The organism is Streptomyces sp. NPDC026206 (assembly GCF_040638465.1).
Classification (GTDB): Bacteria; Actinomycetota; Actinomycetes; order Streptomycetales; family Streptomycetaceae; genus Streptomyces.
Genome location: NZ_JBEZYL010000015.1, coordinates 82,631 through 101,318, shown reverse-complemented (window position 1 = coordinate 101,318; position 18,688 = coordinate 82,631). Strand labels below are relative to the sequence as shown.

19 protein-coding genes, 1 tRNA gene and 2 pseudogenes are annotated in these 18,688 nt (G+C 70.6%); 9 read left to right on the top strand and 13 right to left on the bottom strand.

Translation table 11 applies throughout. From position 1 onward, the window contains the following. Window positions 1–540: 540 nt before the first annotated feature. Entirely contained in the window at window positions 541–1,194 is a 654-nt protein-coding gene (locus AB0F13_RS21025; protein ID WP_362084260.1) for a hypothetical protein, read from the top strand. Between the two features lie 72 nt (window positions 1,195–1,266). On the opposite strand, the gene proP is transcribed toward AB0F13_RS21025, so the two are convergent. Further along, complete coding sequence (proP, locus tag AB0F13_RS21020; RefSeq protein WP_362084437.1) at window positions 1,267–2,772, bottom strand: glycine betaine/L-proline transporter ProP; 1,506 nt, start codon at window positions 2,770–2,772, stop codon at window positions 1,267–1,269. A gap of 454 nt (window positions 2,773–3,226) precedes the next feature. On the opposite strand from proP, the gene AB0F13_RS21015 reads away from it, so the two are divergent. Further along, a complete protein-coding gene (locus AB0F13_RS21015) occupies window positions 3,227–4,579 on the top strand; it encodes a nucleotidyl transferase AbiEii/AbiGii toxin family protein (protein WP_362084257.1) in 1,353 nt (450 codons plus the stop codon). 253 nt (window positions 4,580–4,832) lie between these two features. Here AB0F13_RS21015 and AB0F13_RS21010 read toward each other — a convergent pair whose 3' ends face one another. The 6 genes from AB0F13_RS21010 to AB0F13_RS20985 form a co-directional block, all read right to left on the bottom strand. Then, entirely contained in the window at window positions 4,833–5,345 is a 513-nt protein-coding gene (locus AB0F13_RS21010) for a hypothetical protein (protein ID WP_362084254.1), read from the bottom strand. 156 nt (window positions 5,346–5,501) lie between these two features. Next, on the bottom strand, window positions 5,502–6,917 hold the full coding sequence (locus tag AB0F13_RS21005) for an MFS transporter (RefSeq protein WP_362084251.1): 1,416 nt from the start codon (window positions 6,915–6,917) through the stop codon (window positions 5,502–5,504). Continuing rightward, complete coding sequence (locus AB0F13_RS21000) at window positions 6,914–7,498, bottom strand: TetR/AcrR family transcriptional regulator (protein ID WP_362084248.1); 585 nt, start codon at window positions 7,496–7,498, stop codon at window positions 6,914–6,916. The genes AB0F13_RS21005 and AB0F13_RS21000 overlap by 4 nt, the downstream gene beginning before the upstream one ends. Before the next feature lie 82 nt (window positions 7,499–7,580). Then, entirely contained in the window at window positions 7,581–7,937 is a 357-nt protein-coding gene (locus tag AB0F13_RS20995; protein ID WP_362084245.1) for a hypothetical protein, read from the bottom strand. A gap of 375 nt (window positions 7,938–8,312) precedes the next feature. Then, window positions 8,313–9,119: a class I SAM-dependent methyltransferase gene (locus AB0F13_RS20990; protein WP_362084242.1), complete on the bottom strand. Its 807-nt coding sequence runs from the start codon at window positions 9,117–9,119 to the stop codon at window positions 8,313–8,315. Between the two features lie 59 nt (window positions 9,120–9,178). Further along, a complete protein-coding gene (locus tag AB0F13_RS20985; protein ID WP_362084239.1) occupies window positions 9,179–9,367 on the bottom strand; it encodes a DUF4232 domain-containing protein in 189 nt (62 codons plus the stop codon). Between the two features lie 156 nt (window positions 9,368–9,523). Between AB0F13_RS20985 and AB0F13_RS20980 the strand changes: the two genes are divergently transcribed. Both AB0F13_RS20980 and AB0F13_RS20975 read left to right on the top strand, forming a co-directional pair. After that, complete coding sequence (locus AB0F13_RS20980) at window positions 9,524–10,297, top strand: 2OG-Fe dioxygenase family protein (RefSeq protein ID WP_362084236.1); 774 nt, start codon at window positions 9,524–9,526, stop codon at window positions 10,295–10,297. A gap of 74 nt (window positions 10,298–10,371) precedes the next feature. Continuing rightward, window positions 10,372–10,989: a LysE family transporter gene (locus tag AB0F13_RS20975; protein ID WP_362084233.1), complete on the top strand. Its 618-nt coding sequence runs from the start codon at window positions 10,372–10,374 to the stop codon at window positions 10,987–10,989. Between the two features lie 25 nt (window positions 10,990–11,014). On the opposite strand, the gene AB0F13_RS20970 is transcribed toward AB0F13_RS20975, so the two are convergent. Both AB0F13_RS20970 and AB0F13_RS20965 read right to left on the bottom strand, forming a co-directional pair. Continuing rightward, complete coding sequence (locus AB0F13_RS20970) at window positions 11,015–11,503, bottom strand: YbaK/EbsC family protein (RefSeq protein ID WP_362084230.1); 489 nt, start codon at window positions 11,501–11,503, stop codon at window positions 11,015–11,017. 257 nt (window positions 11,504–11,760) lie between these two features. Further along, window positions 11,761–12,003, bottom strand: a complete 243-nt coding sequence (locus tag AB0F13_RS20965) for a hypothetical protein (protein ID WP_362084452.1) — start codon at window positions 12,001–12,003, stop codon at window positions 11,761–11,763. On the opposite strand from AB0F13_RS20965, the pseudogene AB0F13_RS20960 reads away from it, so the two are divergent. Continuing rightward, a pseudogene (locus AB0F13_RS20960) lies at window positions 11,956–12,556 on the top strand (SDR family oxidoreductase). The gene AB0F13_RS20965 and the pseudogene AB0F13_RS20960 overlap by 48 nt on opposite strands. Before the next feature lie 42 nt (window positions 12,557–12,598). On the opposite strand, the gene AB0F13_RS20955 reads toward AB0F13_RS20960, so the two are convergent. After that, window positions 12,599–13,105 (bottom strand): DUF5709 domain-containing protein, encoded by a 507-nt coding sequence (locus AB0F13_RS20955; protein ID WP_362084227.1) that lies wholly within the window; start codon window positions 13,103–13,105, stop codon window positions 12,599–12,601. 316 nt (window positions 13,106–13,421) lie between these two features. Between AB0F13_RS20955 and AB0F13_RS20950 the strand changes: the two genes are divergently transcribed. Then, window positions 13,422–13,616, top strand: coding sequence for a DUF2795 domain-containing protein (locus tag AB0F13_RS20950; protein ID WP_362084224.1), 195 nt, complete (start codon window positions 13,422–13,424; stop codon window positions 13,614–13,616). A gap of 191 nt (window positions 13,617–13,807) precedes the next feature. Here the strand turns inward: AB0F13_RS20950 and AB0F13_RS20945 are convergent, their stop codons facing one another. Further along, the gene (locus tag AB0F13_RS20945) at window positions 13,808–14,587 is read right to left on the bottom strand and encodes a ferritin-like domain-containing protein (RefSeq protein WP_362084221.1); all 780 of its coding nucleotides are present in this window, start codon (window positions 14,585–14,587) and stop codon (window positions 13,808–13,810) included. A gap of 302 nt (window positions 14,588–14,889) precedes the next feature. Between AB0F13_RS20945 and AB0F13_RS20940 the strand changes: the two genes are divergently transcribed. Beyond that, window positions 14,890–15,513, top strand: coding sequence for a LysE family translocator (locus AB0F13_RS20940; protein ID WP_362084218.1), 624 nt, complete (start codon window positions 14,890–14,892; stop codon window positions 15,511–15,513). A 320-nt stretch (window positions 15,514–15,833) separates the two neighbouring features. Here AB0F13_RS20940 and thrS read toward each other — a convergent pair. Continuing rightward, window positions 15,834–17,066 (bottom strand): annotated as a pseudogene (gene thrS / locus AB0F13_RS20935) (threonine--tRNA ligase); the annotation flags it as partial. Between the two features lie 367 nt (window positions 17,067–17,433). Here thrS and AB0F13_RS20930 point away from each other — a divergent pair. Together AB0F13_RS20930 and AB0F13_RS20925 are read left to right on the top strand one after the other, a co-directional pair. Next, on the top strand, window positions 17,434–18,156 hold the full coding sequence (locus AB0F13_RS20930) for an HNH endonuclease family protein (protein ID WP_362084215.1): 723 nt from the start codon (window positions 17,434–17,436) through the stop codon (window positions 18,154–18,156). Then, on the top strand, window positions 18,153–18,428 hold the full coding sequence (locus AB0F13_RS20925; RefSeq protein ID WP_362084212.1) for a hypothetical protein: 276 nt from the start codon (window positions 18,153–18,155) through the stop codon (window positions 18,426–18,428). Before AB0F13_RS20930 ends, AB0F13_RS20925 begins: the two co-directional genes overlap by 4 nt. A 165-nt stretch (window positions 18,429–18,593) precedes the next feature. Here the strand turns inward: AB0F13_RS20925 and AB0F13_RS20920 are convergent. After that, window positions 18,594–18,667 (bottom strand) — tRNA-Met (locus AB0F13_RS20920). Window positions 18,668–18,688: the final 21 nt, after the last annotated feature.

Genomic DNA, 18,688 nt, shown 5'->3' with positions numbered 1-18,688 from the left:
CTGGGCGAACGACGTCAGTAACCGGGAGGTGGTCGTGGGCGGACAGCAGCGCCCGGACGGCGTGGCGGCCACGCCGACACGCTGGGACGGACCCGCCGGCGCGCACGAACTGGCGGATCTGGGCTTCGGAGGAGAGGCAACCGGCATCAACGACCGAGGCTGGATCGCCGGCTCCCTTCGCACAGCCGCCGGCACCGGCGACGTCGACACCTCGGTACGCGCGCGTCGCCGACCGCCTCGACGGCACGTGCGGCAACGCGGTGAACGCGGTGAGCGTCGCCGGGAACCGTTTCCGGCAGGGGCGTCCGGGGAGCGAGTGCGGTCATGGGGCGGTCGGGCGGCACCACGGACGGCGTGGCTGCGGGCGGCCGCGGCCGGGCCGCGTGTGCTGTGGACGGACGCCCGCAGCACCGCCGCATGGCGTCGGTGGACTGAGGCCGTCATAGCATCGCTCCATTCGTGCCGACTCTGCGACTGTCCCACCGAGGCCGTCGGCGTGGCGGTACGGTCACGGTGCGTACCGAACCTCGGGGGGGAATCATGCGCAAGGCCTCGTTCGCCACCGCTGTCACCGTCGCCTGCCTCGCCCTGGCGGCCTGCGACGGCGGCTCGAAGGACGGCAACGCCGACAACGAGCCGTCCGCGACACAGTCGCAGCCTTCGGCCGCACGGAGTTCCGGAAGCGGCACGGCAGGCGGCGGCACGGATTCCCCGCGGGAGCCCGCCGCCCTCGGCCTCGGCGAGGCCTCCCGGACCGTGGGCGCCGGTACCGTCGGCATCCTGGAGATCACGCCGACGACCGTCGTCTACGTCAAGGAAGGCACCGGGGTCACCTCGAAGTTCGGCACCTTCGCCGTCGTGACGATGCGGGAGAAGTCCCTGAGCGCGAACCCCGCCGACGAGGAGCGGCCCGCCGCCGGCGGCGGCTGGCAATGGCTCGCTCCGGGCGGTCAGCGCATCCCCGCGGGCAACGGCAACGCCGGCAAGGTCGTCCTGGCCACGTACGACGGCTCCGGCGCCATCGCTCCGGGAGCCACCCGGATGCGCGCGAAGGTCTTCGACCTCACCCCGGCGCAGGCGAAGGGCGGCAGGGTCGTCTACACGGACGGCACGAAATCCCCGGACCACTGGAAGATCCCCGCCGAGGACACCGGTCCGCAGGTCGCGGACGTCAAGCAGCGCCTCAAGCCCTGACCCGGGCCCTGCGCGCCACGCCCGGCCGCGTGCCCCGGCGGTCGGCCCCGCCCGCCGCGTGGGCACGCGGTGTCACGACTTGTCGTGGTGCCGGTGCCCCGGGTGCCTGAGGTGCATCCAGATGTCCCGCGCGCGCCGGCCCGCCTCGGTGCGACTGTCGGCGACCAGTTGCCGGGCCTGCTCCGAGGTCTCCACCATCGGGCCCGAGCCGCGCAGGGGCCTGCCCGCCGTCTCATGGAGGAAGAAGGCGGAGACGAATCCGATCGCACCTGCGGCCATCAGGTAGTACGCGGGGACCATCTCATTGTGCGTCGATTCCAGCAGCGCCGAGACGGCCAGTGGGGTCGTGCCGCCGAAGAGCGAGACGGAGATGTTGTACGAGACGGACAGCGCGCCGTAGCGCAGGCGGGTCGGGAAGAGGGCGGGCAGGGTCGCGGCGGCGGTGCCGGCGAAGCACACCAGCAGCAGCCCGAGGACGAAGCAGCCGATGGCCGGGAGCAGGGCGCCGCCCGCCCGGATCAGGAGCATCGCGGGGGCGGCGAGAGCCACCAGGGCGATGCTGCCCGCCATGAAGACCGGGCGCCTCCCCCAGAGGTCGGAGGAGCGGCCCACAGTGGTGATGGTCAGAGCCACGAGGATCATGGTGCCGAGGATCAGCAACTGTGCCGTGGTGGCGTCCTGGCCGAGGGTTTCGGTCATGTACGTCGGCAGGTAGGACGTCACCAGATAGCTGGTGACGTTGTAGACCACCACGAGGCCCATGCAGATCAGCACCGCGTGCCAGTGCTTGGTGAAGATCTCCTTCAGCCGCCCGTGGCCGGACTGTCGCGCCTCCTCGGCGCCCTCCGGCCCGGCGGCGCTCGCGGCAGCGGCCCCCGTCTCCGCCCGGAACGCCGGCGTCTCCTCCAGGCGCATCCGCATGTACAGCCCGATCAGGCCCAGCGGTCCGGCCAGGAGGAACGGCAGGCGCCATCCCCAGTCCGTCATGCCGTCGGTGCCGAGCGCCGGGGTGAGCACCGTCACCAGGCCCGACCCGAGCGCGTACCCGATGAAGGTGCCGAAGTCGAGCCAACTGCCGAGGAAGCCACGGCGTTTGTCGGGCGCGTACTCGGCGATGTAGGTGGTGGCCCCGGCGTACTCGCCGCCGGTGGAGAAGCCCTGCACCAGGCGGCAGACGAGGAGCAGTACGGGCGCGCCGAAGCCGGCCGTCGCGTAGCTGGGCAGGAAGCCGACGGCGAAGGTGCTGACGGCCATCATGACCATGGTTGCGGCGAGCACCCGCTGGCGCCCGATGCGGTCGCCCAAGGGGCCGAAGACGAGACCGCCGAGGGGCCGGACGAGGAAGGCGGCGGCGAAGGTGGCGAAGGCGGAGACCACCTGCGTGCCGGGCGAGGAGGAGGGGAAGAAGACCTTGCCCAGGGTGGCCGCCATATAGGCGTACACGCCGAAGTCGAACCACTCCATCATGTTCCCCAGCGCGGCGGCGGACACCGCACGGTGCACTTCGGGGCGGTCCGTGACCGTCACGTCCTCGATGGTCAGCATGGCCTTGCGGCGGCGCAGCAGGGTCCGCAGCATCCGGTCGGTGGCCGAGGTGCCGCCACGCAACGGCGCCGTGCGTCCCGCCACGCCTGTTTTCGGCACCCTCGGCGCTTTCGGCTGCTTCGGTGTCCTCGGCGTTCTTTTGCGGTCGGCGCTCATGGTTACCTGCCAGGGGTCGGGAGGCGGGGTCTGTGGATATGCCAGGTGGTATTCCTCTACTTATAGGCGGTTCGTCGTAGTTTATTCCTGGCTTGTCGATCGGCCACGCGCTTGCGCGGATACCGCATCGGGTGCCGCTACGGCAGGCACTCCTGCCCCCGGAGCGGCCGGTACGGCCGGCGAGACGGCGGGGACGGTCGGGCGTGACCTTCTCAAGTCGGGGAAGATTCACGGTACTTGGGTGGCATGTTCGGCAGGGGAGCGTGTACGCGAAGGCGGGATTCCCACGGGTAAGATCATCTCTCGCAAGGGGAAAAGAGGAGGCGGGCGGATGACGGCGACACCATGGGAGCGGATCCCGTACGGGCCGTGGGCCGAGACCGTCGTCGTGCCGCAGGTTCCTCCGGACGCGTCGGCGCTGACCAGGAAGGACCTGCCGGCGACATTGCGGCCGGTAGCCGGCGACGGGGTCGTGCAGCACCCCGTGTTCGATCCTTCGGCCGGGCATCACGCCATGGGCATGAGACTGAGCGAACCCCGGTTCGCTGACGCCCGTACCGGCGAGGCGTGGTTCGAGGCGCGTCGGCAGGCTCTGGAGCACGTTCTCGAAGCGATCGCCGGCTCGGAGTGGGCCGGACACCTGGTGCTGCGCGGAAGCATGCTGCTCAAGGCATGGTTCGGGGACGCCGCACGCGAGCCGGGTGACCTGGACTTCGTCGTGGTCCCCGACTCCTGGGGGCTCGCCGACGACCGTACCGACGCCATGCTCGACGGCATCGCACGAGCGGCCGAGGTGGCGTCGTGCGAGGGCGGCGCCGTACGCATCGACGCGGCCGGCGCGGTCAGCGACGCCATCTGGACGTACGACCGGGTGCCGGGGCGACGGCTTGTCCTGCCCTGGGCGCCCGGGGCGGAGGGCCTGCCTCCGGGCACGGTGCAACTCGACTTCGTCTTCAACGAACCTCTGCCCGTACCGGCGGCGCCGACGGAGATACCCCGCCGCCGGCCGGGCCACCGGCCGCTCGTCCTCCGTGCGGCGACCCCGGAGCTCTCCCTGGCCTGGAAGCTCCTCTGGCTGGTCACGGACATGTACCCCGAGGCCAAGGACCTGTACGACGCGGTGCTCCTCGCCGAGAGCACCCACCTCTCGTACGACCTGCTGCACCCCCTCCTCGTGGCGTCGGAAGAGTACCCCCGGGACTCCGGCAGCATCCCGCTCGACCACTTCGTCAGGGCGGCGACCCAAGCCGACTGGTTCGAATTCGCCAAGGACCACCCGGGCCTTCCCGCAAGGCAGGAAACGGCCTACGCCACCCGCTTGACCTTCGCTCTCGCCCCCACCTTCGCCCCTGCGGAGGCGGGCACCTACGCCCGGCTCGCCGCTGCTTTCGAGCACCTGACGGCCCAACTTCGCGAGACGGTCCTGACGACGTCCGGCATGGGTTCGGTCGGGTCATGGCTCGTCGAGCGGTCCCTGCCCGCCGTCTGCGCGGTGGTCATCACCCGCGAACTCCTCGGCCGCGGGACGTGCAGCCTCCAGGATGCCGCCGACGTGGCCGCCTCCTTCCGCGGAGCGCGCTTCGGCGAGCCCCTGTACGCGCCGGGTTCCAAGTATGGAGACCCCCACGACATCGCCGCTCGCCTGGAGGCGGTTGCCGCCGGAGCCGGCCTCCGCAAGTGCTGAGCCCTTCCGGGCGGGACGCCCTAGTCGCACGTGCGTGAGCGGGCCGAGAGGCGGCACGCCGCCGAGCGCTCGGAGGGGACGCTCGACGAACGGATGGCGGACTTCGGGTACCGGCGGGTGAGGGCAGCGTCCGGTACCAGGTACCCACCAGGCCGCTCACACTGCCTGCCACTGCGGTCGGGGTGACGACGAACCGCAGCCACAGGGCCGAGGACATGACCGGTAACGGATCCGGCGGGGCGTGGCGGTGACGTCACCAGGACAATCCACCGACGATCGCATCAGCGATCAGCTCTGCCTGTCCGGCGCTCACACCGGCGGCGCGCGCCCTGTCGTGGGAGACCGCCCGTACCCTTCGCAGCTGCTCGGCGGTCAACGGGCCTGCCGGCTCGGCGGTCTCGTCGTCGGGCCCGGCACCCGGTGCCGGCGCATCAGTGGAGGTTCTCCCCGGCCGGTCGGCACATGACCGGCGGACCTTCCGGCTCATCCAGACTCTTATCCTGGCCGAGGTCTCGTCGCGAGCGGCGTCGACGACGGCTGTCCCGAGCAGCTGCACCACGGCCCGGGCCGCGCTGACCGCGGCGATCGACACCACCGCGACGGAGGCGTCGAGCCCGAATCCCAGCAGCTCGTCCTCGTCGCCGCGCGCACGGCGCGGCCAGGCGGCGGCGGTGGCCTCCAGCAACGGCAGCTCCTCGGGAGCGACCGCCGCGACGGCGGGGCGAGCGAGCGCCAGCACCGCGGCCTGCTGTCGACGTGTGGTCACAGGAGTCCCCCTCACTCCACAGGATCGGCTGGAGCGGGACACCGCATGCCCGCGCCCCGCTCCCCGAGAGCGCCATCCTGCCAGGCGCACCGGCGCCGGGGAGGAAGTCCGCCGAAGCCCGTGCCGGCGGGCCGGCTCCAGAGGCCGGCAGCGTCCTCAGCCGGACGTCGCCCCGGCGCGCCGGGGCAGCCTGATCGCCAGCAGCGCACCGGTCACGGCGACGGCCGCCAGGACCGGCAGCGTGGAGGCCATCGCGGAGACGAAGGCTCCCTCGGTCCAGCGGGAGCCGTCGCCATCAGGCCGACCGGCGGGGGAGCCGGGTGCGGAGAGGGCCATCAACGTCGTCGCTGCGGCGACCCCCAGTGCCGGGCCGACGTTCATGGCGGTCTGCTGGAGCCCGCCGGCCACGCCCGCGTTGTCCACGGACGCATGACGCACGATGACGGCTGTGGCGGTGACCATCACTGTGCCGAACCCGGCGCCCAGCAGGAGGAAGCAACCACTGATCGCCGCCGACGGAGCCGCCCGGTCGAGACGGGACAGCAGAAGGATGCCGACGGCGAGGAGAGCCATCGCCGTGACGGTGGTCCGGCGGGGCCCGTACCGGCGCAACAGGACGGCCGAGACGGGCGCGCCCAGCACCATCATCGCGGCCAGGGGCAGCACGCGCAGTGAGCTCTGAAGGGGGTCCAGGGCGAGAACGTCCTGCAAGAAGTAGGTGCAGACGAACAAGGCGCCGAACATCGACGCCGACGCGGACACCAGGATGCCGAGCGCCGAGGCGACGGTCACCGACCCCAGCACGTCCGGCGGCACCAGCGGGCTCGCCGTACGCCGTTCATGCCAGGCGAACGCGCCGCCGGCGACCGCGGCCGCGACGAAGCCCTGCGTCGTCGCCGCCGTCCATCCGCTCTCCGGTATGCCGACGAGTGTGTGCACGAGGCACACCAGGGCGGTGGCGAGAAGGCAGGCACCGGGCAGGTCCAGCCGCGCACCGGAGGGTTTCGGGGGAGTGGGCACGCGAACGGCCAGGGCCAGCACACCGATCACGGACGCGGGTACGACGTTGAGGAAGAAGACGGCCCGCCATCCCAGATGGGTGGCCAGTGCACCGCCGACGACCGGACCGGCGGCGGCCGCCAGCCCGATGGCGCTGGTGCGCACGGCGATGGGCATGCCGAGCCGGTCGCGCGGGAACGCGGCGCGCAGGATTCCCAGCGTGGCCGGCTGCAGCAGCGCGCCGAAGATCCCCTGGGCGATGCGCAGGCCGATCACCCAGCCGACGTCCGGCGCCAGACCGATCCCCGCCGAAGTGGCGCCGAACCCCATAATGCCCACGGCGAACATCCGCTGGTGGCCGTACCGGTCGCCGAGGCGCCCCGCGAAGACGAGCAGACTCGCGACGGCGATGAGATAGCCGGTGCTGGTCCACTGGACCTGGACGAACGAGGCGTCCAGGTCCTGTTGCAGGGCGGGCTGTACGACAGTCAGCACCGTTCCGTCCAGGGCGACGATCATCGCCCCGATGACGCTGCAGGCCAGTGTGAGGTGCCGGTGGACGCTCGGTCTCATCGGGTTTCCGGTCCGAGGTGGGCGTCCAGCGTGGCGCGCAGCAGCGGTTCGATGTCCTCGGTCCCTGTAGCGAGTTGGAGGCTGCCCCAGCCCCACAACTGGGCGATGCCGTGGAGATTGGCCCACAGCGCGCCCGCGGCGACCGCCGGTGCAGCCCCGGAGCGTGGCTGCTCCCGGGCGACGAGGTCGACGAGAACGCCGAAGAGCGGCAGGCTGGTCTCCCGCAGCCCGAGCCGACCGCTCTCCAGCAGGTCATGACGGAACATCAGCTCGTACATGCTGCGGTTGGTCAGCGCGAAGTCGAGATGGACGCGCCCCAGGGTCATCAGCTGATCGCGGGGGCTCGCCTGCCCGTCACCGACCGCCTCCGTGACTTCGGCGGCCAGATCGGTGAAGCCCTGACGAGCGATGGCGGACAGCAGGGCCAGGTGGGTCGGGAAATAGCGGCGCGGAGCTCCATGGGAGACCCCGGCCCGGCGGGCGATCTCGCGCAGGGACAGCGCCTGCGTTCCCTCGCGCGTCACCAGGTCGACGCCGACTTCCACCAGACGGGCCCGCAGGCCCGTGTCGCGCTCACTCATAGACACTGTCTACCAAATCTCGTAGACAGTGTCTACGTGGCTGGTGCCGGTCGAGCCGACCCGCGCCCCCTTCCTGGATCGGTCAGGGGCGGATGTCGGTATGGCCGCATACCCAGGCGAGCGCGTCGTGCACTCCGCGGATGTAGTCACGGGGCACCGTCCGCTGGGTGGAATCCTCCAGTTGCGCAAGCGTGGCGTCCACTTCGGCGGTCACGGTTGCCAGGTCCGGCGCCCCGGCGGAGTCGCCGCCGGTGACCGGTGCGACCTGCCCCTGGCCCAGCGACCACAGGTACCCGGTCAGGGCCCCGCGGGCGTATTGAGTCTGCCGACTGGGGCCGGCGGCTTCGCACTCGAGCCGCTGATGAGCCTGCACGACCTCGGGGACGGGCCGGACCCCGGCCAGCCGCCCCATGTCGCCGGTGAGTTGATTGTCAGTCATACCGTTGCGCGTAGCCCTCGGTGACCGCGTTACTCCTCCGCGCGGCGCTACGGCCCTGCTGGGCCGGTAGCCGCCCCGGCGCAGTGGGAGAGGCGGGGTGAACGGGCCGGTACCGACCGCGCTCGTCGGTGCGCCTCGGCGCGGACGCCGGCAGGGCGCGCATGCCGACGGTCCGCCTTCCGCCACGTATCGGTGACCGGCTCGCTTCGCATTCACGCGAGTGCCAACACCGGCCCATCTACGGCGGTCTGACGGAATACGCGGGCCCGCGGTGTCCGGCATCGCCGGGCACCACGGGGCCTTCGCTCGCTTCCACGGGGACCCGTGCCGGGCCCGGGTCTCCTGCGGCCCGGGCGCCGGGCGCGGAGGCGGGCGTCAGCCGCGCTGTGCGGTGAGCAGCAGGAAGGGCGGGGTCGTGCGTTCCCGGCGCCACGGTCGTGCGGTGAGCAGAGCCGGATCGGCGACGCCGTCGGCGTCCGCCAGCACCGGGGACCGCTCGCGGATGCCCGTGAACCCGGCACGGGAGAGGGCACTGCGGTAGGCGTTCATGGACCAGTACGTGTTGGTGATCTGTGCGCACGTCCCGTCCCGGCGTCGCACCCGCACCGGCAGCGGATCCCCGTCGGCGTAGCAGGCCCCGCGCTCACCGCGCAGGAACCCTTCGAACGGCACGCCGTCGGCGTGATGAGGATGCGGGACCAGGACCGTGAAGTGCCCCTCGGGGCGCACCACACGGGCGACCTCGGCCACCAGACCGTCCAGCCGCTGCCGATCGCTGACGCCGGGGAACACGAAGCAGCACACGGCCGCGTCCACGCAGGCGTCCGGCAGGAACGGCATCCGGTCCTCCACACCGAGCCGGTACTCCACCGACGGATGGGCGTTGTACCGACGAGCCAGCTCCAGCATCGAGGGTGACGCGTCGACCGCCACCGTCCTTACCGGGTACCGCTCGACCAGCCATCGGGTGAAATCCCCCGGGCCGCACCCCAGATCGAGCAGCCGACCGCCTGTGGCCGGGCCGAGCCCCAGCTCCACCGGCACGAAGGGGTATCCCAGCACCCAGCAGGCCGCGTCGTCCCACGTCCGGTAGTCCTCGGCCATCCCCGGCCGCTCGTACGAGACCACTGTGGCGGGTCCGTCGCCCACCAGCCCTGCCGACGCCGGCCGATCTTCGCTCACGCCGTACTCAATACCCCGGTTCACCAACCGGTACGCGCGGTGCCTCTCCGCGTGAGCGATCAGCGCCCGCCGATACGGGCAACGGCGTTGACGTCGTTGTGCGCGGCCACATCGAGTGGCTGACCCTGCTCGCCCAGGACGCGCACGCGCGGGTAGCCGTTGACGGTGCGGGGCGCGCCGCCGCAGTTGACCAGCCGCAGGGCGGGTTCCCAGGGCCGGGTGAGGAGGCAGGCCGCTGTTCCACCCAATTCCCACCAAGGAGACTTTCGTTGCCATTCGATTTCCATGGAATGGTTCCGGCCATGCGCAGCCCATGAATTCGGCCATGATCTTGACGTCTCGGAGTGCAGGACTCCATGATCTGCCGAGTACTTGTCGTCGCCAACGAGACGGATTGCACTCACATGCTCAGTACAACAGCGGCCGGAGACGCGGTGTCGCATCCCACCTACTCCGGTGGCGTGGAAGAAATTTGCGAAAGCGTTTCGAACAAGAGTTACTGCTTTCTGCCCGGCGAGGGTGTCCGGGAGCTGCTGAACCGCCGGGACGCGGAGTCCCTGGCGGACTGGGAATCCTTTCAGAACAGCTGGGACGACATGCCGCTGGACAGCTACATGGCTGACGGCGGTCGCTACCGCCGGCGCCGCCACGCCACGTTAAGCGCACCGCGCGGCGGCAAGGGGTTCCAGATCGAGCCGCACCAGCCGCATTATCAGGGCGTCGACTACAACACGCTGAACGGCGGCATAGCCCGCCACTACGAGCCCTTCGCGGACTCCGTGCTGCACGGCAGCACCATGAGCAGCCTGCTCACCCTTGGCTGCGATCTCTTCGGGCGGCTGGCGCCGTACTCCGCGTGGCACATCGAGGCCCACCAGTTCCGCATCGAGGTCTCCGGCGAGGAGATCGGCAAGCCGACCCCCGAGGGGGTGCACCGGGACGGCGTGACCTTCGTGATGATGCTGATGGTCAAGCGGTCCAACGCGGTCAACGGTGAGAGCACCCTCTACAACCTCGAGAAGAACCCGCTCGAGAAGTTCATGCTGGCCGACGCCCTCGACATGGCGATCGTCAACGACGAGCGCGTCTTCCACGGGGTCACCCCCATCGACCGGCTCGACGACAGCCGGCCCGCGCTCCGGGACGTCCTGGTCATCACCTATCGCCACAAGCCATGAGCCCGTAGGCGGGGGTGCCGGTGCCCGGCGTCCCCGCCCTCCGCCACTCGTCCCCGATCGCCGGAACCGGAGAAATGGCCGAACTTCTCGCCGTCGCCCTCATCACTGTCCTGGCTGTCATCAGCCCCGGGGCGGATTTCGCTATGACCGTACGCAACAGTTACCTGTACGGGCGCGCCCCCGGAATCTTCTCCGCCGTGGGAATTTCGCTCGGCGTGCTGGTCCATGTCACTTACACCATCCTGGGCGTCGGGCTGCTGATCGCCCATTCACCGTCTGCTTTCACGGTCATCAAGCTGGCCGGTGCCGGATATCTCGTCTACATCGGCTGCAGGACGTTCGCGAAGCGCACGCAGATGGACATCGACCTTTCCGCGGGCGCGGTGATTTCCCGGATGCAGGCGCTGCGGACCGGATTTCTGACCAACGCGCTGAATCCCAAGACCACCCTGTTCGTGCTCAGCACCTTCACCCAGGTCGTCCATCCGGACACGGCGCTGTGGCGCCAGATCGGCTATGGCCTGTTCATGTCCCTGGCCCACCTGGCCTGGTTCGCCCTGGCGGCGCTGTTCTTCTCGAACGACCGGCTGCGCGCCAAGATGCTGCGCAGCCAGATCCTTCTGAACAGGGTGATCGGTACGGTGCTCGTAGGCCTCGGGGTGGCTCTCGCGCTCACCCCGACCACCCAGTGAGCCTCACCCCGGCCACCCGGTGAGGTCAGGCGAGCGCGATGGCCTCGACGCGCGGCTCGGCGATCTTGACGAAGTCGCGCGTGGCCAGAGCGAGGGACCGGTCGAGACGAGCGGCGTTGAAGAAGAACTCCGCGTTCTCCAGCAGCGCCGGGTCGACGACGAGCTCCAGCTGGGGGTCGAAGGAGAACGGCAGAATCGTGCCGCTGGCACAGCCCGAGAGCCGTTCGGCGACGTCCTGCGCGGCGAATCCCACGTACGTCCCGCCGAGCAGGCCCTTGATCGCGGAGAGGTCGACGCGCTTGTCACCGGGGACGACGGCGAGCACGTAGCGCGTCACCTTCTTGCCCAGCTTCACCATGACGACGATGCACTTGGCCGCCTGATGAAGCTCGTGCCCCCGCAGCCGGCTCACGGCCTCCGTGGCGCCCTCGGCCTCGTGCTCGATCGTCCGGTACTCGGCACCGTGCTCATCGAGCAGAGCGATCAGCTTCTCGTACGTCTCGTGCGATCCCATGCTTGTAACAACCCCTGTGCGCGCTGGAAGTTGACTGACGGCAAAGAGGCTTCAGTATGCATGAGTATGCCGGGCACTGCGGCTCTTTACAGCCACTCCGGCGCCTGCCGCGCCCTGCGACGACGCGAAGCGGAATGGTGGTAACAAGGCCCTGTGGTGGGAGCGCGCGGCCGCCCGCCGAGCCGGGTACGTGGCCCTCTGCGGCTGTCTGCGCCGCCGCCGACGGGGTATCCGGTGCCAGGAGGTGATCAACCATGTCAGCACAGGACCACGTCGACCCCGTCGAGCGTTACCCCCGGCCGGAGTACCCCCAACAGGACCAGCCGCACCCCGGCGACACCGATGACATGAGGCCGCGCCCCGATCACGGTGAGGACACCTACCGCGGCGCCGGCCGGCTGGAGGGGCTCCGTACGGTCGTCACAGGCGGGGACTCGGGCATCGGCCGGGCCGTGGCCCTCGCCTTCGCGCGTGAGGGCGCCGATGTGCTCTTCACCCACTTGGCGGAGGAGGAGAAGGAAGCCGGCGAGACCTCCCGCCTGGTCGGGGCCGCGGGGCGTCGGGCGGTGGCCCTGGCCTGCGACCTGCGGGAGGAGGGGGAGTGCCGGCGGGTGGTGGACCGGGCGGTGCGGGAATTCGGCCGGATCGACGTGCTGGTCAACAACGCCGCCTACCAGATGTCCCAGCCCGCGGGCATCGAGGCCATCACGACCGAACGTCATCAACACCACGTCCGTCCAGGCGTACAAGCCCACTCCGCATCTGCTCGACTACGCCACCACCAAGGGCGGAATCGTGACCTTCACCCAGGGCCTCGCAGGCCAGCTCGCGGAGCGGGGCGTCCGCGTCAACGCCGTGGCCCCGGGCCCGGTGTGGACCCCACTCATCCCGGCCACCCTCCCGGACACCGCGCACTTCGGGGAACAGAGCCCCCTGGGCCGCGCCGCCCAGCCGGCTGAGATGGCGCCCGCGTACGTCTTCCTCGCCTCCCAGGAGGCGAGCTACATCACTGCCGAGGTCCTCAACGCCACCGGCGGTACCCCTCTGCCCTGATTCCCGCCGCGCGAGGGGCCGGGGCCGAGCACCCCGGCGTCCTCACTCTTCGTCCCCCTCTGCGCGACCCAGGTCTTCTTCCAGGCCGTCGTACGCTTCCGGGTCGGCGGTGGTGTGCAGGGCGGCCTCCTCGGCCGAGGAGGCCCCACCGTCGATCCCGACGTCATGGGCGACCACGTCGTTGGCGCGGCGGGGAAACCCGTCGTCGGCCGCCACCAACCGGCCCGTGCGTTCGTCGCCGGCCTCGGCGTCCACCAGCTCGCCGTTCGTGCCCAGCTGGTCGCCGATGCCGTCGCCCTCGGGCGGAGCGACGTCGGGCACCTCCTCGGCGAGGCGCTGTTCGAGGGTCTCGCCCTCGCGTTGCTCCCGCGCCGTCGTGCCGTAGTGGTCCACGGCCAGGGGCTTCTCGGGTGGCGAGTAGCCCTCGTCCAGCGTCTCGTCGAGCCCGTCACCGTCGAGCGCGTTCTCCAGGTCGAGCTCGTTGGGGTTGTCGGGGGTGTCCGAGTCGACGGGCTGGTAGACCTCGTCTCCCATCGCGTCATCGGGCATACGGCGCTCTCCTTCCTCATCGACCCGCGGCAGCAGCCCGCGGTCACGTCGGCCTTGGCCGACCGGCCGTCACGCGTCCGGCGTTGCGCGGCGTCCGCTCCTTCTCCTCGCGGCCGGCTTCCGGCAGAAGGGGGCTCGTCCATCATGGGGCGACCATCGGTGCCCAGTCGCCCGGCGGTGGACCACACGGGGACCCGGTCGCTCATATTTGCGACAAAAAGGGCGATTGGGGTGCGATGGGAGGGGTACTGGGAGGGCTGCCTCCGGACCCGTCCGCGCGGCAACCGACAACTGTCCACTCATCCAGGAGACCCCCATGGCCGAGACCGACCCCATCGCACTCCAGAAGGCCCTCAAGGGCGCGCCCTATCCCGCCGACCGGGAGAAGCTCGTCGCCGTCGCCAAGAAGAACAAGGCGGGCGACGACATGGTGGAGAAGATCTCCCACCTCGACAAGAAGCGCTTCGACAGCCCCGCGGACGTGCAGAAGGCCGTCTTCGGTTCCGAGTGAAGCCTTCCGTGGCGGCGGCACCTGTGAAGGGCGCCAGGGCTACGACCGCCCGCTCCCGCCCCGGGAGCGGGCGGTAGTCAGCGGCGGAGCCTAGGCCCTGACCCTGACCCTGAAACAAGAAACAGATCACCGCACCGGGCGTACGGCTCGGCGACGCCGGCACGGCGTCCGCCGGGTGACCGCTCCGGGCATCAGGCCGCGGCTACGGGCGTCGGCCGGGAAGATGGACACGTGTGGGCCACGGGCGGGACGTCCAGGGGCCTGGCGGCGTCCAGGACATCCTTGACCACCGCGCCCGTCGAGGCCATCGCCTCGGTCACGAAGCGGCCGCGGCTCACTCCCAGCCGCCCCAGTGCCGACCCGTGGTCCAAAGACACGAACAGCGTCGCGCCGAGCATCAGACCGCGCCAGCCCGTCATCGTCAGCCGGCGCAGTGGCCGCCCGGGCAGCTCGGCCACCGAAGCGCGCAGGCGGCGGCAGTGGAACGGGATGTGGCGTTCCTCGTCCGCGAGGATGCGGGCCGCCACCTCGGACACCAGTGGGTCATCGGAGCCGTCGCGGACGGCGCGGTAGTAGCGCACGGCCACGAGCTCCGCGACCATCAGCGTCAGCAGTTCCATTCGCAGGCCGAGCAGCCGGCGCAGCCGGACGAACGCCCGGTCGCTCCAGCACGTGTCGATGGTGGTCCGCCCGCCGGCCGCCAGCAGCAGTGCCAGCAGGCGCGCGTGGTTCTGCTCCTCGGCGACGAACAGGCGGACCGCCTCGGCGTAGTCGTCGTCACCGGCCGCATCCGCCTTGCTGATCAGATTCGCCCCGTCGCCGTCCTCGCCGGCCTGGAACCGCTGCAGGCTCCGCCAGACCGCCTCGGGCAGGGCCGCACCTGTCGCCCAGCCGGGGTCACCGGCCTGCCGGCGGCGCTCCGCCTCCGCGACGAAGTGCTCCGTCCACTCCGCGAATCCACCTGTGCTCATGTGGTCGTCCCGCCCGCCCTGCTCGTCGTGCCGCCTTGCCTGCTTCGACGACGAGCCAATCAAATGTTTGTTCAGGATCTGTCTCGAGTTCGTCACGTGGCAATCCGAAGGCGGGAGTGCGGACGCACCCATCCGGCGGGCGAAGCGGCCGGAGTCGTGGGCCGTGGAGCCGCGCGAAACGTTACAGCCACATCAACTATGTTGCGCCGGAGCAACGTTCTGATCGGAATTGACCAATGTGCCTGAGTGGCAGTGCGGTTGAATGGCGGTGATCAAGAAACAGTCACTTCCTGAGGAGCCGCATGGTCAGCACGCACGCGTTCCTGGGCATGGCAGCCGTGGCCCTCGGCATGGTGCTCAGCCCAGGTCCCAACATGATCTACCTGATCTCCAGATCGGTGACCCAGGGCAGACGGGCCGGCCTGATCTCCCTGCTGGGCGTCGCCGCGGGCTTCTTCGTCTATCTCCTGGCGGCGGTCGCGGGCATCGCCGCCCTCTTCAGCCTCGTCCCGGCCGTTTACACGGCCGTCAAGCTGGCCGGCGCGGCGTACCTGGCCTGGCTGGCCTGGAAGACCCTGAAGCCCGGCGGGATGTCGGCCTTCGACCCTCGCCCTCTTCCCCCGGACCCACCGCGCAAGCTCTTCACGATGGGCCTGGTCACCAACCTCCTCAACCCCAAGATCGCCATCCTCTATGTGTCGGTGCTGCCGCAGTTCGTCGACCCGGACCGCGGATCCGTCGCCGCCCAGAGCCTGGTGCTCGGCCTCACCCAGGTCGTCATCGCCATCACGATCAACGGCCTGATCGCCATGACCGCAGGTTCCATCTCCGGCTTCCTGCGCCGCAGGCCCCGATGGCTCACCATGCAGCGCTATGTCATGGGGACGGTGCTGGCGGGCATCTCGGTGAGGGTGGCAGTGGACTGAGCCACTGCGAACGCTCCGCTGAAACACGGTGGACGCTGCTGTGGCGGTCGCGTGGTACCACCGTCTCGGCTTCACCAAGCAGTGACCGGCCACGGCACGGTCCGCCGCACCCTGTCCCGGGGCGGTCGGCTCGGCTACGGTCTGGGCGGTGCGCAGGCGCCTGTTCGCCGTAGCGTTCCTGGCCGCCGCCTCCGTGCCGACGGCGTGCGGCGGCCGGGAGCCGCAGCGGAACCCCGGTAGCCCGGCAGGTTCACGGCGGCCGCCTGAGGGTCGCCGTGTCTCCCGGGAACTGCCAGGGCACCGGACGGCCCCTGACACCGCTACGAGGCGGCACTGTCCCACAGGTCGGTGCTGTGTGCGTCGATGAGAGCGCCGATGCGGGTGACGGCGTCGTCGGCGGGCTGCGGGGCGAGGCGGCGTCCGTCACGCAGACGCAGGGCGACGTGGTCGTCCGCGGCTTCCTTGGCGCCGATGACGGCTTGGTAGGGCACAAGGCGCCCCTCACGGATGCGGGCGCCCAGGGTGCCGCGTTCCGGCCCGGCGACCTCGGCCCGCAGCCCGAGGCCGGCGCATCGCCGGGCGAGGGCTGCGGCGTTCGGCAGCTCGGCGTCGGAGACCGGGAGGATCAGCAGCTGGGTGGGGGCGAGCCAGGCGGGGAACGCCCCGCCGTGCTGTTCGATGAGGTGGGCGACGGCGCGCTCCACGCTGCCGATGATGCTGCGGTGGATCATGACCGGCCGGTGTTTCGCACCGTCCGCGCCGATGTAGTGCAGGTCGAACCGCTCTGGCTGGTGGAAGTCGATCTGGACGGTGGACAGGGTGGACTCCCGGCCGGCGCCGTCGGCGACCTGGACGTCGATCTTGGGGCCGTAGAACGCGGCTTCTCCCCCGGCCGCCTCGTAGGGCAGGCCGGAGCGGTCGAGGACGTCGGTCAGCAGGGCGGTGGACCGCTGCCACATCTCGGGGGCCGCAACGTACTTCCCGCCGGGGCCCGGCAGGGAGAGCCGGTAACGGGCAGGCCGGATGCCGAGCGCCCCGTACGCCCGGCGGATCATCTCCAGGGCGGCCTGTGCCTCCTCGGCGACCTGGTCGAGGGTGCAGAAGATGTGCGCGTCATTGAGCTGGATGGCCCGGACGCGGGTCAGCCCGCCGAGGACGCCCGAGAGTTCGGAGCGGTACATGCCTCCCAGCTCGGCCATGCGCAGCGGCAGCTCACGATAGCTGTGGGAGCGGGACCGGTAGATCACCGCGTGGTGGGGACACAGGCTCGGGCGCAGAACGAACTGCTCACCGCCGAGCTCCATCGGGGGGAACATGTCGTCGCTGTAGTGCGACCAGTGCCCGGAGATCTCGTACAGCTCCCGCTTGCCGAGCACCGGCGAGTACACGTGCCGGTAGCCCGCCCGCCGCTCGGCGGTGCGGATGTACTCCTCCAGGGCGTGCCGCACGGCCGCACCGTCGGGCAGCCAGTACGGCAGTCCCGCGCCGATCAGCGGGTCGGTGCCGAACAGGCCGAGCTCGCGGCCGAGTTTGCGGTGGTCATGCATGGTGGTCTCCTCACGGACATCGGGCGAGCGACCGCAAGGCGAAGCCCCGGGGCACTCGCCCCGGGGCTTCGGACTGAGACATCTGTCAGCGCGCCGGGACACTCTCCGGCGTCGTCGTCATGGCAGCGCGCTTCATGCCGGTGACGCTAGCAGAGGAGCAGCGAGGTGAGCACGAGCATTTCTTCGACCGGGCAACCCGGGGCCGCAGCAGTGCCCGAGGCATCGGTCACCGTATGGCCGGAAGGACCGGCGATAGTGCCCATCGGGTGTTCTGTGCCGTTTGGTGGTGGGCCGGAGGTGGGCAGCTTGGAATGGGGACGATCGGGGCAGGGGGGAGAGCATGGAAATGATGAAGCGTCAGTTGGATGCAGCCGTGCGCGCGGCAGTGGTATGCGCGGTGGTGGTGGCGCTCGGAGGCTGTGGCGGGAAGAGCGACGAGAAGACCAAGCCGGCCGCGCAGAATTCCGCTTCCGCTTCCGCTTCGGCTTCCGCGGCTCCTGCGGCTTCGGCCTCGGCGGGGGAGGGGAAGGGCGGACGTGAGGTGCTGCCCGGCCTGCCGTCGGCGGACGAGGCCCGTAAGCAGCTGGGGCAGCTGACGGTGGCCAAGCCGCGGCCGATGACGGGCTACAGCCGCACGGCGTTTCCGCACTGGGCCCAGCAGGGCAACAAGTGCGACACGCGCGAGACGGCTCTGGAGCGGGACGGTCAGGAGGTGAAGCGGGACGCCGAGTGCCGGGCGGTCTCCGGCACATGGCACAGTTTCTACGACGGCAAGACGCTCAAGGCGGCGTCCGAGGTCGACATCGACCACATCGTGCCCCTGGCCAACGCGTGGCGGTCGGGCGCCGACAAATGGACCACCGAACGGCGCAAGGCGTTCGCCAACGATCTGGTCCACCCGCAGCTGCTGACGGTCTCGGCGGCCTCGAACCGGAGCAAGGGTGACCAGTCCCCGGATCAGTGGCAGCCCCCGGCGAAGACCGCCTGGTGCGTCTACAGCCGCGCCTGGACGTCGGTGAAGACCACCTATGGCCTCACCATCACCGACGACGAGCGGAAGATGCTCACCACCATGCTGGGTACCTGTACGGCATGACCAGCGAGCAGCCCGAGCACTACCAGGACGAGGTGACCGCCGGCCCCGGCGGGGCGATGACCGACGACGTCGGCGTCATCACCGGCGACCTCACCATCACCACCGCACAGCGCCCGGACGGGACGGCCGAGGTACGGGTGCAGTACACCGGCGCCGAGGAGTGGTACACCCTCACCGGCAGCCCCCGCCCCGTACCGCCGGGCGGACTGAAATCCCTGCACCAGGCAGTACTGGAGACCATCCGCACCGGCGGCGCTGCCGAAGTGCCCTGAACCCGCTCCCGGCCGGCCGCGAGCGGGGTGCGGTGAACCGACAGCCGACTCCCATGTCGTGGCGGCCGGCTGCCGTCTCCCCGGCCCGTCCGAGGGCGCCGGGCGGGGGGCAGAGGGGGCGGATGCAGTGAAGGCCCGGCCGAGGGCCGGGCCTTCACACATGAGTAGCGGGGACAGGATTTGAACCTGCGACCTCTGGGTTATGAGCCCAGCGAGCTACCGAGCTGCTCCACCCCGCGTCGGTACGGTGAACAGTACGG